Source organism: Arthrobacter sp. NPDC056493 (genome assembly GCF_042795115.1).
Taxonomy (GTDB): Bacteria; Actinomycetota; Actinomycetes; order Actinomycetales; family Micrococcaceae; genus Arthrobacter.
This window is the reverse complement of sequence record NZ_JBHTSL010000023.1, coordinates 1-12,255: the sequence shown is the minus strand read 5'-3', so window position 1 is coordinate 12,255 and position 12,255 is coordinate 1. Positions and strand designations below refer to the sequence as shown.

General features: G+C 64.3%; 12 protein-coding genes. 6 read left to right on the top strand and 6 right to left on the bottom strand.

Translation table 11 applies throughout. The features are described from left to right. Window positions 1-19: 19 nt before the first annotated feature. A complete protein-coding gene (locus ACFQ50_RS11440) occupies window positions 20-1,027 on the top strand; it encodes a LacI family DNA-binding transcriptional regulator (protein WP_377995653.1) in 1,008 nt (335 codons plus the stop codon). 372 nt (window positions 1,028-1,399) lie between these two features. Here ACFQ50_RS11440 and ACFQ50_RS11435 read toward each other — a convergent pair whose 3' ends face one another. The 3 genes from ACFQ50_RS11435 to ACFQ50_RS11425 form a co-directional block, all read right to left on the bottom strand. Then, a complete protein-coding gene (locus ACFQ50_RS11435) occupies window positions 1,400-4,435 on the bottom strand; it encodes a glycoside hydrolase family 2 TIM barrel-domain containing protein (RefSeq protein ID WP_377995652.1) in 3,036 nt (1,011 codons plus the stop codon). Window positions 4,436-4,898: 463 nt separating this feature from the next. Continuing rightward, window positions 4,899-5,171, bottom strand: a complete 273-nt coding sequence (locus tag ACFQ50_RS11430) for a hypothetical protein (protein WP_377995651.1) — start codon at window positions 5,169-5,171, stop codon at window positions 4,899-4,901. A gap of 291 nt (window positions 5,172-5,462) precedes the next feature. Next, a complete protein-coding gene (locus tag ACFQ50_RS11425; protein WP_377995650.1) occupies window positions 5,463-5,639 on the bottom strand; it encodes a CsbD family protein in 177 nt (58 codons plus the stop codon). Window positions 5,640-5,849: 210 nt separating this feature from the next. Between ACFQ50_RS11425 and ACFQ50_RS11420 the strand changes: the two genes are divergently transcribed. After that, on the top strand, window positions 5,850-6,158 hold the full coding sequence (locus ACFQ50_RS11420) for a hypothetical protein (RefSeq protein WP_377995649.1): 309 nt from the start codon (window positions 5,850-5,852) through the stop codon (window positions 6,156-6,158). 289 nt (window positions 6,159-6,447) lie between these two features. On the opposite strand, the gene ACFQ50_RS11415 is transcribed toward ACFQ50_RS11420, so the two are convergent. Next, window positions 6,448-7,521 carry an LLM class flavin-dependent oxidoreductase gene (locus ACFQ50_RS11415; RefSeq protein ID WP_377995648.1) on the bottom strand — a complete coding sequence of 358 codons (1,074 nt, stop codon included), beginning with the start codon at window positions 7,519-7,521 and terminating at the stop codon, window positions 6,448-6,450. 587 nt (window positions 7,522-8,108) lie between these two features. Here ACFQ50_RS11415 and ACFQ50_RS11410 point away from each other — a divergent pair. After that, window positions 8,109-8,513, top strand: coding sequence for an Hpt domain-containing protein (locus ACFQ50_RS11410; protein ID WP_377995647.1), 405 nt, complete (start codon window positions 8,109-8,111; stop codon window positions 8,511-8,513). 438 nt (window positions 8,514-8,951) lie between these two features. On the opposite strand, the gene ACFQ50_RS11405 is transcribed toward ACFQ50_RS11410, so the two are convergent. Next, entirely contained in the window at window positions 8,952-9,128 is a 177-nt protein-coding gene (locus ACFQ50_RS11405; RefSeq protein WP_377995646.1) for a hypothetical protein, read from the bottom strand. Between the two features lie 266 nt (window positions 9,129-9,394). Here ACFQ50_RS11405 and ACFQ50_RS11400 point away from each other — a divergent pair, with 266 nt between their 5' ends. Then, window positions 9,395-9,997: a TetR/AcrR family transcriptional regulator gene (locus ACFQ50_RS11400; protein WP_377995645.1), complete on the top strand. Its 603-nt coding sequence runs from the start codon at window positions 9,395-9,397 to the stop codon at window positions 9,995-9,997. A 31-nt stretch (window positions 9,998-10,028) separates the two neighbouring features. Next, entirely contained in the window at window positions 10,029-10,472 is a 444-nt protein-coding gene (locus ACFQ50_RS11395) for a VOC family protein (RefSeq protein WP_377995644.1), read from the top strand. 913 nt (window positions 10,473-11,385) lie between these two features. Here ACFQ50_RS11395 and ACFQ50_RS11390 read toward each other — a convergent pair. Continuing rightward, complete coding sequence (locus tag ACFQ50_RS11390) at window positions 11,386-11,895, bottom strand: MarR family winged helix-turn-helix transcriptional regulator (RefSeq protein WP_377995643.1); 510 nt, start codon at window positions 11,893-11,895, stop codon at window positions 11,386-11,388. Window positions 11,896-11,983: 88 nt separating this feature from the next. Here ACFQ50_RS11390 and ACFQ50_RS11385 point away from each other — a divergent pair. Beyond that, window positions 11,984-12,255: SDR family NAD(P)-dependent oxidoreductase (locus tag ACFQ50_RS11385; RefSeq protein WP_377995642.1), on the top strand; the 272-nt coding region annotated here is incomplete at its 3' end.

Sequence of the window (12,255 nt, the reverse complement as noted above, 5' to 3'; positions counted from 1 at the left end):
GTTGGGAAAGAAGGTAAGAATGGCAACCATTCAGGATGTGGCCAAGGCTGCCGGCGTGTCGCCGATGACCGTCTCGAATGTCCTTAACGACCACCCCCATGTGCGCCCGACCACCCGGGCGAAAGTGGTCAAGGCCATGGAGGAACTGGACTACCGGGTCAACGTAGCGGCACGGAACCTCCGCGCAGGCCGGACCTTCACCATCGGACTGGCCGTGGCCGAGATCGACCGCCCCTACTGGGGACAGTTCGCTGCCCGCGTCATTGACGAAGCAGCCGCGCACAACCTCCGCGTCCTCATCGAACAGACCGGGCGTAGCAGGGAAAACGAAATCAACGCACTGGCCCTCTCCCGCAATCGGATGTACGACGGCCTCCTCCTCAGTACGGTCGGCCTCGGTGCCCCCGATGCCGACATGCTCCGGGTTGACTACCCTGTCGTCATCCTGGGCGAGCGCATCTTCTCCGGGCCCGTCGACCACGTTGCCATGGCCAACGTGCAGGGCGCGCGGGCCGCCACAGCGCACCTGGTTGAGCGCGGATGCCGACGCGTGGCGGCCATCCTCGGGCGCGCAGGAGGCGAACCCGACATCTCCTCGCTGCGCTACGCAGGCCACCGGGAGGCGCTCGAGGCGGCGGGGCTCGCATGCGATCCCTCGCTGCGGCTCGCGATTGATGACCTCACACTCAAGGGCGGGCACGCGGCCGCCGAGCAGCTGATCCGCTCCGGGGAGCGGTTCGACGGTCTCTTCTGCGTTACCGACACGGCCGCGCTGGGCGCCCTCCGGGCCCTCCACGAAGCCGGAATCCGCGTCCCGGAAGAAGTGAAGGTTATCGGGTTCGACAACCTCGTCGAGGGCGAGTACAGCACCCCCAGCCTCTCGACCATCGACCCCGACAACGCCGAGATGGCCCGGATGGCCGTCAAAATGCTCGTGCAGCGGATTGCGGATCCGGCCAACAGGAAGCCCACCGAGTTCATAAGCTCGTTCCGGGTCGTGGCACGAGAGTCGACGGGCCAGCACTGAAGCGGAGACGGCAAAGCCGTCCTTTCCAAAGCTGTCGGTGGACTGCCGCATGGTCGGGCCTCCTCTCGTCCTCGGCGACGTGTTGTATCGATACGAACTTGTATCGATACATAAGAATGATGCAGGTCACCTCCAGTTGTCAAGAGGTTCTTTGGAAGCGCGCCACCGAGCGGGCCAGCAGGTAGTCCCCGGGGCGCCGCTGCGTTCGATCACTGGCGGCCTGCGCCGGTCTTCCTTGCGGCGGCCCTTTGTTTTGTTGCCTCAGGGCCCCGGGCCCAACGCAACAAAACACGATCCCAGTCGGCACTGATTGCTGGATGGGCTGGCCGATGCCGGGCCGTGGTGCTGGGCCAGTGACGCCTTCCCTGGGGCTTAGCTCTCCACCCGCAAGACCACCGTGAAGTCAGCTGCCCTGGGCGTCAGGCGGTACGGTTCCAGGACACCTGGCCCGCACGCGGCCGTTCCGACTCCTCGCAGGACATGATCCAGGTACACATAGCTCCTTCCGTCAGCCCGCAGGTCGGGGCGGTGGGTGGCCGCGTCGAGGGCTTCAAGGCCGTAGGGCCGCACTGTCAGGGCAAAGGGTGATCCGGAGATGTTCAGGGTGCTTGCGCCAAGGTTTAGGGCTGCAGAGCGCACTCCCGAGCGCGCTCCGCATTCCTGCGGCCGCACGTAGTCCACATCCATTTCGGCCAGCGGCAGCGCAAACCATCCCGTGCGGGTGCCCTGGCCGGTGTCCGGGTAGCTCTGGTGCGGGCCTCGGCCGAACCAGCCCACTGATGTGGTCTGGCCGGCCAGCACAAACTCCAGGCCTATCCGCGCGCACTCCAGTTCGAAGCCGGCGTCCACCCATTTCCCCTCCGGCCGGACCTGGGTCCTAAGTGCCAGGGACTCGCCATCACTGGTCCACGAGTAGTCCACGAGCACGCCGAACTGCTTGTCCGCTGCTCCCATGCGGGTGCGGACGGAGAGAACGTTTCCCCCCTCAGGGCTGGTTTCTGCGCTGATGCCCAGCAAACGCGTGTGGAGCCGGTGAAGCCCCGAGGCCTTCCATTGCGTTGCAATCGGACGGGCATCTTCGCCGCCCCACTCACTGCCCAGATCGTTGTCCGTGGGCGCCCACCACAGCACCAACCCCATCTTCTCAACCGGGATGCCGCCGATGAGGGTGGGCATCCCGGTGAGCCGGCTGAACACGGCCGGTCCCAGCCGAAGTTCATGATCAAAGACCGTGACGGGTTCAAGCGGAAGCGGAGGGTGGGCCGGCGCGGGCTCTTGGACGGACTGGCCCCAGGCGACCTCGAGGCCCTTCGCTGCCCAGGGTGAATCAGCGGCAAGGACAGCGCTGACGGTGAGCACCGCGGGCCCGCTGCCTGACAGCGCCCCGGCAGCGAGGCTGGCGACACTGACAGGCAAAGCGACAAGCGTCTCGGAATGGGGCGCCAGCCGAGCCACGTCCACTGTCCCGGTATCGACCGTGACGCCGTCCGCCTCCACGGTGTAACCGAAGCTGAACATGGAGGTGTCGGCGAAGTCGTGGCCGTTGCGGAGCCTGAAGCCGGACCAGTTCTCCGCAACCTCAATGCGCAGCGGCTCGATGACCTTTTTGAAATCGAGGAGCCCCGGCCGGGGTTTGCGGTCTGCGTCGACCAGGCCGTCGGTGACGAAGTTACCGTCGTGGACCTCCTCACCGAAGTCCCCGCCGTAGGCGAAGTGTTCACCGCCGTCGGCGGAGGGAACCGTAATGCCGTGCTCCAGCCATTCCCAGACGAACCCGCCCATCAGCCGCGGATACCGGTCAAAAAGCTCCTGGTACTCGCTCATGCCGCCGGGGCCGTTGCCCATGGCGTGCACGTATTCGCAGAGCACAAACGGCATCGCCCGCCGGCGCGCATCCAGCTCCGCATCCTCCAGCGCGGGCTCGATGCCACGGCCGATCAACTCCGTTTCCGCCTGGCTCGCGTACATGCGCGAGTAGACATCGACGTATGCCGAGGACCAGTCCCCCTCGTAGTGGATGGGTCGTGACGGGTCACGGTCTTTGGTCCAGCGTGACATGGCCTCAAGGTTCCTGCCGGTGCCTGCCTCGTTGCCCAGCGACCACATGATCACGGAAGGATGGTTCTTGTCCCTCTCAACCGTCCGGCGCATCCTGTCCAGCAGCGCCGGTTGCCATCGCGGATCATCGCTCGGGTTCTGTGCCCAGCCGGCGCTCTCAAAACCATGCGTCTCCAGGTCACACTCGAGCACCACGTAGAAACCGAGCCTGTCTGCAAGGGCCAGGAATTCGGGGTGTGGCGGGTAGTGCGAGGTACGGATGGCGTTGATGTTGTGCTGCTTCATGAGCCGCAACTCCGCCTCCACCATGTCGTGCGGAACTACCCGCCCCAAACGGGGATGGTGTTCGTGGCGGTTGACGCCACGCAACAGGATGCGCCGGCCGTTGACTTTGAATTGTGCGTCTTCCACAGTGATGCTGCGGAATCCCAGCTGAAGCCCAATGGACTCGCCCGACGTGCTCACGGTCGCCTCATAAAGCCGAGGGACTTCGGCTGACCATGGCTCCACTCCGGGAACGCGCAGCTCCGTGCCGGCACCCAGTTCCAGGCCCAGCTCCGGAACGCGAACGACGGCGTCAATCGCCTGGCCTTTCCGGCTCACCTCCACCTTGAGGGTGCCTTCGCCGCTGAGATGGTCATAGCCGGCATGAACGAACACGTCGTCAATACCACCGGCAGGCCTGGCCTGGAGCGTGACATCGCGGAAGATGCCCGGGAGCCACCACATGTCCTGGTCCTCCACGTAGCTCGCAGCTGAAAATTGGGCCACACGGACGGCAAGGGTGTTGGTTCCCTCCACCAAAATGCCCGAGACGTCGAATTCATGCGGAAGCCTGCTGCCACGAGTGATTCCGAGTTCCACGCCGTTCAGCCATACAGTTCCAGCGGACTCGATGCCGTCAAACCGCAGCAGGGCACTCGGAAGAAACTCAGGCCGGGCTTCAAAGCTCAGCAAATGATCTCCGATGGGATTCGCCTCGGGAACATGCGGTGGTTCCACAGCAAAGGGGAACTGGACGTTCGTATATACCGGGGAACCATGGCCGTGCATCGGCCAGCTGGAAGGGACGGGCAGGGTTGCGAACCCGGCCAAAACCTTCCCCTGCTGCCATCCGTCGGCCGGTGCCGAGCGTATTCCCGCGCTGAGCCGGAATCGCCATTCGCCGTTGAGCGAGACTCTTGGTGCGTCGCTGGACAAGTAGGAGCGAGCGGGGAGGGCGCCCCTGCCAGGGGCCAGTGAGGACAGCTCTTGCACTTCCTCGAGGCCGAGCTCAAGACTGTGGGACGTGCCCTCGACGGGCGCAGCCGAGGCAAGGCTGGCCGCTGCGGAGCGTGACTGAACTGACATGGATGTTCCTTGCTGGATGGGGCGAAGGCTTGGGGGTTGCCTTCACGGCGGGAACGCGAGCCGAACCGTGAGCCGAGGTGGCGGCGCTGGTACGGGGGACCTCGAAAGGGCTTGCGGCGTGTCGGCCATCGTTACCCCCGGATCGTCATTTCGCGATTTGTATCGATACATAAGCATGGCGCCGAACTTCTCGTCTTGTCAAGAGCTTTCTCGTCCAGATTCAGTAGATAGCCCTCCGCGTGAATGCCGGGACCCACTCGAATTGCCATCCGGCATTCTCCACCGAAACCCGAAGAGTCCTAACACGACAAGCGAATTGATTGCGTTCCGAACGCATCTTTGAACGCCGATAATGGGGATTCCGTCGACCTGGTCTGGATGCGGCGAGAATCGGCGCTCCGATTGGTTCGGGCCGTGGAGCCGCGGTGCCGGGGTTAGGGTGAGATCGTCGCTTTCTCTGCTCTTACCGTGATGAGCCGGGTTCGTAGGAGCCTGCACTCAATTCCTGGCCTTGGGGATCAGGGGCCCTGGAGCGTGATCCCAATTCTGTATCCTCGGGTTCGATCACGGAGATGGGGCCGGAAGTGATGACCTTCCGGTAGACATCGTCGACATCATTGACGGGCAGGTACAGCCCCTGACCTGTCGAACGCCCGATGAGGGGCGGCCTTTGATGGTCGGCGTCGCTGCTCGCAACCATCTCGATGGCCTGCCCCATGCGTGCTTCGGCGTGCACGACGGTGCCGTTGGGCCCGCCTTGTCGGCGAACAACCTTGAACCTGGCTTTTTGCAGCCAGTTCAGGGCTGTAGGGGCGTCGCTGTAACTGAGGTAGGCGTAAAGCCGGGTTCCATGTCCTGATGATATTTTTCCGGGCAGGCCTGAGAACACCTGAACAAGTTGGGATGTCTGTTCCAGCCCGACACGCGGCACCCTCACTCCGAAAGCAACCGCCCCGTTGCCTGGCTCCCGGGGGCGCAACGAAGGGCGCACCCCGTTCGCTGGGTGCGCCCTTCGCTATCCTGCTGGTCAGTCTTTTTTGAAGGCGTCCTTGACTTTCTCGCCGGCCTGCTTCAGGTCGCCTTTGGCCTGGTCGGTCTGGCCTTCGGCCCGCAGGCTCTCATCTCCGGTGGCAGCGCCTGCAGCTTCCTTGCCCTTGCCCCCGGCCTTCTCGGCCGCGTTCTCAATCTTGTCGCCCAGTCCCATGGTGTTTCCTCCTCTGGTTGGTAGCCGTTCGCATGCGGCTGCAAATATCATAAGCATACTTAGGATATTTCTTTCAAGTGCACATAGAGGTGCCTCGCGATGGTCTCAGAGCTAAACGGCGGCAGGGGCCTCCTAAGAGGTCCCTCAGGCCGTCTTTTGGCCAGCCTTCAGGTGTCGCCTCCTTGTCGAATGGCGGCATAGGCTAGTGCCATGACTTTGGGGGAAGACAACGCGAACAGACCGCCGCTTCGTCGCCGGCGGCTGCTGATACCGATCCTTGCCGCAGCGTCAGTGGTTGCGGGAGCTGTGGCCCTTGTGGTTCCCCGGCAGTCCATCGGATCGTTCGCCTACTTGGCCTTGGATGACTCCACGTTCATATCGGACCAGCTCGTGCTGATGGACAGCGGTGCACGGGCTGGATACTTGCTCATTGCTGCCGGCCTGCTGACCCTGTCATTTTGGTTGGGTTACCGCCTGGGTGTCCGAGGCAAGGGCAGCCGGTCTGTGGAGATCGGGTAAACCGGAGACGAGGGTTGTGCCTGCCAAATGCCCGCTCGCTTCCGGGCTGGGTCACTTGTTGTTGCAAGGAGGCTGCCGTGCCCAGTCAGCGGGCTGTCTCCATGGAGGATGCCGCACCTCCCGTGGCACCAGTGCCGGAACGGGGAAATCGGCGGGACGGGCTCACGGGAGTCTCCCGCTTCGGCTGCTATCGGCATTAAGCAGCCGGGCGGGGCTCACCCCGAGGTACTTACCCGGTAGCAGCGTCCGACGACGGAACCGGCACCCGCCGCATGCCCTCGGCGTTGTCCTATGTGGGGGCCGGCCCATCCGGGCCGGACCGGCTCCCGGCGGGCGTCCATCCCAGGGCCGGACCCAATCTGCCGGCGATGTCGGTGAGGATCTGGATGTAATCCTCGTGGTCAAAGCTGAAGGGAAGTGCGAACGCCACTTCGTTGACTTCCTGGAATCCTGCGTGCGCGTGCAGCTGTTCGGCGATTTCCTCGCTGGTGCCGATGAGGTCCGGGGCGAACAGCATGCCCTTTGGCCCCTGCGGCGCCCGTGTGCGGGGAGTGCGTTCATCGACGTACCGCTGGTACTTCTCCCGCTGAGCCTGCGAAGCCGAATCGGTCGGGATCACGACCAGGCCCTGCGATACCCGGGCCGGTCCGTCCGCTTGTGCCGAGGTCGCGGCGGCCTCACGGTAGGCACGGATCTGTGATTGCTGAATCCGGGCAAAGTCCGGTTCCTGGCCAGTTTCGGGGAAGACCACGCTGCTGGAGAGCAGGTTGAAGCCGTTCGCCCCGGCCCAGACGGCCGACTTCCTGCTGGCCGCCCCATACCAAAGGCGGTCCCGCAGCCCGGGTGAGTGCGGCTCGACGCGGCCGGAGAATTCCTCGACTGCGCCCTGTTTGCCGGAGAAGTCCCGCACCGTTTCCCCGGCGATCAGACGCGCGAGCCGGTCCACGCGGGCATAGCTGAAGTCCTCCGACTCCGAGGTATCCGGGTACAGCGCGTGCTTGACCGTGTCGTAGTGCATCGGTTCCCCCACGCTCAGCCCCGGGTTGATCCGTCCCCCGGCCAGCAGATCCACGGTGGCCAGGTCCTCGGCCAGGCGCAAGGGGTTTTCCCAGCCCAGCGGGGTCACCGCGGTTCCAAGCTCGATCCGGGAGGTGCGCTGGCTGGCTGCGGCCATCACCGCAACGGGGGAGGAGATGCCGAACTGGAGATGGCGGTGGCGCAGCCAGGCACTGTCGAATCCGAGCCGCTCGCCAAGTTCGATGATCTGCAACGTGGATTCGTGGCCCGGGGCGGGATCCGCCGGATCGAACAGGCCAATGGTGAGGAATCCAAGCTTGCGCAAGGGACGTGGGCGGTCGGGCATGGGCATCCTTCAGGATCGGCGTGCGGATCTGTCTCAGAATATGCCCCCGCAGCGGGCGGTTCTTTTCACCATGACGGGACGTGAACCTTTGTCATTGGCATGGGCCAATATCAATGGTCATCTGCTTTAGGGAGATTCCTCCCGGCCAGCGCCGTCGTTCGACGGGCCAGGCCGGGGGAGGGATGGTGGCCCATCGGACACGGGAAAACCGCGGCAGCGTTCCTCGCCTGCCGCGACCCGAACTCGGGGTCTGGCTGCGCAGTCAACGGTACGAACACAGGAGCAGCCAGTCCCTCCGCACTTGACCGGGAGCGGCAGGCCGCAGTCCCCGCCGGGCCCCAATGGCCGGCCTCTGCTCCGGTTCCACTTGGTCATGGCGCGCCTGCACCTCGCGTGATGCGGACGCGGCCCTTGCGAAGATCGCGTATGCGCAGCCGGGCAGAAGATCACGTACACACCGCGCGGATCCACAAGCTTCTTGATGAAACCTTGAGGAAAGGCGGACCGGGTCTTGAGGGGCGGCAGGAAGAATGGGTGAAGGCCGTGCGGCAATTGCGCGGCTTTCCAGGATTAGGGACACAACTGAAATGACCCAGGCCGCCTCGCCGACACTGGGCTCCTCCGGGGCCGGGATGGCGGGGCTTGTGTTTGACCCATCCGTTCCTGCCTACGACGCGGTGGTCTTGATGGAACTTGCCCATGAGGCGGGCGAAACGGCCGCGAAGAGATTTCTCGATGAGTACTGGGAGCTTCTGCCCCGACGCCAGGACCGGATCCTCAGCCATCTCGCCAACGGCGACATGGAAGCGGCCGAGGATGCCATCATCAGCCTGAAAATCACGTCCGCCATGGTCGGGGCAGTTCGGCTGAGCAGTTACTGCGGGCATCTGCAGGACCAGCTGTCGTTAGGGAACATCGCCGATACCACCGAGGTCGCTTCGGATCTGGGCCACCTGGTGTCTGCGTTTGTCCGGGCTGTGAACGGCCGCTAGCAGGCACAAACGGCCCGTCAGGCCTGGGCGGCATTCCGTCGCGTTGCAGAATCCGGGGTTGGCCGATGTCATCTGCCGGCAGCTGACGGGCGTGCCTGCGGGCAGCGCCAATGCCGGGCGGAGACAACGCCCCCAAACTCACCGGGTAACCGGTTCACAGGGCAACGCCACGCGGCCACTGAACCCGGCGCTGGTTACGGCGGCCGTGTACCCGGGCAGGATACAACCATGTCTGCCTCCGTAGTGGAAGCGCTGATCCGACGGGCAATGGACGCCGCGGAAGCGGCTGAGAAGGCCCGGCGGGATCCGGGATCGCAGGCACGATGAATCCGCGAGTCACCTGGCGTCCGCTTTGTCCGGGCAGCGGACGCGTCTAACAGGGGCGCCCCCGCGACCCACCGGTTCCGGCGGCAGGGGGACGCGCACCCATCAGGTTATTCAGAAGAACGCGTCCCTCACCGCTGCGATCAGCGGTGGGGCGAAGACCGCGATGGTGTACCAGAACGACGCGACGACGACCGCTACGGCCACGCCGATCACAACCCAAAAGGACACTGCCGATCCCGGCCGCACCGAGGTCCCGCCTCCGCCTGCCCGGTCAAATTTTTCCGCCATGATGCCCTCCCGGGGCTGACTTCTGTGACGCACTCAAGGTAGCCGGCCAGGGTGGGAAATTCGTGGGACCCAGCCGCGCGTTTGCCGTGAGTTGAGGCCGGTGCGCAGCGCACCGAAGCGGCGTTTGGCTCCGCGGCGCGCAGGGTAGCGCCGCCTGCCGTCGCGATGGAGCGAGGTTCCCGCCTTCCCGCACGGCCACGATTCGCACTGCACCCTGGGCAATCAGATACTTATGCATATCGATACTCCAGCGTATCGTTACGGGTATGAGCAGCACTACTCGTCTCCCGCCGGGGAGGAAACTCGACCGCTCACGCGATGCGGCCATCCTGGATGCAACCCTGTCACTCCTGGCTGAACTCGGCTACGAGGCCACCACGGTGGACGCGGTCGCGGCTCGTGCGGGCACCGTCCGCGCTACGGTGTACCGGCGGTGGCCAACCAAGATCGCCCTCGCGATCGCCGCGGTTGCACACCTCGGCAGCGTCGATGCCGGCAGCGCCGTACTTCCTGACACCGGTAATCTCCGCGATGACCTGTTAGCGACCATCGTCCCGATGTCCGCGGAGGAGCAGCAGCTCCGGATCGACGTCATGAGCACGCTCGCCGGCGCAGGCCGCACGGAACCTGAGCTGGCCGCTCTGACCGCCGGCGCAGGTCTCGAGCCGTGGGTCGAGGTCAGCCGATCCCTCCTTCGCCGCGCTGTCGCCCGCGGTGAATACCCCAGCGGCGACATCGAGACACTCGCGACGGTGATCCCCACCATGTGCCTCTACCGCATCGCCGTGCAACATGAACCGATCACCAAAGCGTTCGCCATCCGTCTCATTGACGACATCGTCCTCCCCGCACTGCGTGGACGAAGCTGACCCCCGACACCAGTTCAAAAGGAGCCCAGTCATGACTGTTTCCGTAACCCCGCACCTCAACTTCCGCGGCCAGGCACGACAGGCGCTGGATTTCTACCAAACCGTGTTCGGCGGTGAAGTCGCCGCCGCAACCTACGCAGACACACACCAGGTCCAGGACCCCGCCCAGGCCGACGCCGTCGCCTTCGGGCAGCTGACCGCACCGAACGGCTTCCGACTGATGGCATACGATGTCCAGACCGCCAAGCCCTACGAGGCCGGGAGAAATCCCTTCTATCTCACGCTGCACGGCGACGACCAAGCCGAGATCAAAGAGCAGTGGCACCGCCTCGCAGATGGCGGGACCGTATTGACCGGCCTGGGCCCAAGCGCCTTTGCCCCCCCTCTACGGCATGCTCACCGACCGATTCGGCACCACCTGGATCATCGGAGCCGACTGACCCGCCGCCGACAACGCCCTCTGAAGGACCGTTAAGCCGTCCCGCCAGGTCTCAGTCGATCGCTCGGGGCGGCAGCAGTGGCGGCCGGCAGGAAGAGGATAGGCAAACCCAGGATGGGTCGCCCTGGGCGTAGATCCTGCATTGAGCGTTGGCGTTCGTGAATTGCACTCTCCGTTTGACCTTCCAATAGTCACGCCTCTTCTGGGGTAGACCGCGTCCCGGGTCCTTCGTCATGAGATCCAGGCCAAAGCAGCCGCACTGGCGAGGATGAAACAGCACCATCAGCAGCCTCGTGCGGCTGCGGATTTTGGAGCCGGTTCGCGAAGAAGCCTCTCCACGACACGAGGCGGGGCCAAGACCAGCTATCGATGTGCGGTTCCCTGACGTTTGACCGTTCTTGTAGGGAGGCAGGTCCGCAGGGTTTCGGAGGTCGCGGATGTGGGCAAGCAGCGCCAAAACCTGGGCGCCCTGGGTTCGCGGCCAGATGAACCAGCAGGACTCACGTGCTTCAGTGGTGAGTGAGACGGGTGTCCGTTCTCAAGGTAGATGTCAGTGGCGACATAGAAACTGACAGGTTGGATGAGACAGCTCCTGGCGGGTTCTTTCTCATCCATGTTGTCAGTTCCGTAAACCAGTCAAGGGTTTGCACCGGGCCCGGCCAACGTCGTGGTCGGCACAGCAAGGGCAAGCGCCAGCTGACAACTTGACTCAGAAATGCCCAAAATCCGTCGACTGTCACCTCGGCTGAGAAAACTGACAGCTGAGATGAGAACGGACAACGGGGTCCCTCATCTACTTCTACTCGTCCTTGAACGCCGACAATGGGGATTCCGTCATCCCAAGAGCCCCTTACCGCAAGGGGCGAAAGGCACGGCCGGGCCGGAGGAAGAAGACCTCTTCCCTCGGCCGCCAACCCGTCCCGGGCCTGGGTCCCGCTCGACTCGCTAATCAGAGTCGGACGGGAAGGGCCGTGGTGGGTGGCTGCCACCCCTCCTGCTCCCGGATGGCTCGTTGGATCCGCAGACTGATCTCGCGGAGGTGACGCCGTTGGGCGTTTGTGAGCGGTTCGAGGACTAATTCGGTGACCGTCCGGGCTTGTACGGGGTTGGCCTTTTCGAGCATCTCAAGCCCGGCCTCGGTCAGGGTGGCCAGGGTAGACCGCCCATCCAAGGGGTCCCGAGAGCGCTGTACCAGGCCCCTGCCTTCAACCCGCGAAATGGCCCGGGACAGCCGCGAGAGGGAGCTGTTGGCATAGCCGGCCAGTACGGTCATCCTCAGCGCGTGGTCCCGCGCCTCAGCCAGTGCGAACAGGATGCCGTACTCGAAGTGCGTGAGATCGAAGTCGCGAACTAGTGCGGCGTCGAGGGCGGGCGGCAGCCACTCCAGTACCGTCGCAAGGGCCGCCCATGTCGCTAGGTCATCCCCTTCAAGACGGATCGATGTGGTGGAATCACTCATCCCCACAGGCTACAGGTTTTACTTGACTGGGCAAGCAAGCTGCGACTACTTTTGCTTGACTGAGCAAGTAAAAGTAAGGGTTACGACCATGGATATGCAGCTGGCAAACAAACGCGCCTTCATTAGCGGCTCAACGCAGGGGATCGGGTATTCGATCGCGAAGGCGCTTCTTCGGGAGGGCGCAGCGGTGGTTATCAACGGCCGGGATGCCAGCCGGGTCAAACAGGCGGTGAAGGACCTTGAAGCCGAGGTGCCCGGCGGGAGCGTGGCGGGCATCGCGGCGGACTTCACGGAGGCCACCCATGTGCAGCGCCTGCTCGATTCGCTCGGCGGTGTCGACATTCTGGTCAACAACGTCGG

Bases quoted from the DNA above. Each gene is read 5' to 3' on its own strand.
- ACFQ50_RS11395 (WP_377995644.1), top strand. From the start codon at position 10,029: ATGACTGTTTCCGTAACCCCGCACCTCAACTTCCGCGGCCAGGCACGA.
- ACFQ50_RS11420 (WP_377995649.1), top strand. From the start codon at position 5,850: ATGACTTTGGGGGAAGACAACGCGAACAGACCGCCGCTTCGTCGCCGG.
- ACFQ50_RS11425 (WP_377995650.1), bottom strand. From the start codon at position 5,639: ATGGGACTGGGCGACAAGATTGAGAACGCGGCCGAGAAGGCCGGGGGC.
- ACFQ50_RS11415 (WP_377995648.1), bottom strand. From the start codon at position 7,521: ATGCCCGACCGCCCACGTCCCTTGCGCAAGCTTGGATTCCTCACCATT.
- ACFQ50_RS11405 (WP_377995646.1), bottom strand. From the start codon at position 9,128: ATGGCGGAAAAATTTGACCGGGCAGGCGGAGGCGGGACCTCGGTGCGG.
- ACFQ50_RS11435 (WP_377995652.1), bottom strand. From the start codon at position 4,435: ATGTCAGTTCAGTCACGCTCCGCAGCGGCCAGCCTTGCCTCGGCTGCG.
- ACFQ50_RS11440 (WP_377995653.1), top strand. From the start codon at position 20: ATGGCAACCATTCAGGATGTGGCCAAGGCTGCCGGCGTGTCGCCGATG.
- ACFQ50_RS11390 (WP_377995643.1), bottom strand. From the start codon at position 11,895: ATGAGTGATTCCACCACATCGATCCGTCTTGAAGGGGATGACCTAGCG.
- ACFQ50_RS11400 (WP_377995645.1), top strand. From the start codon at position 9,395: ATGAGCAGCACTACTCGTCTCCCGCCGGGGAGGAAACTCGACCGCTCA.
- ACFQ50_RS11410 (WP_377995647.1), top strand. From the start codon at position 8,109: ATGACCCAGGCCGCCTCGCCGACACTGGGCTCCTCCGGGGCCGGGATG.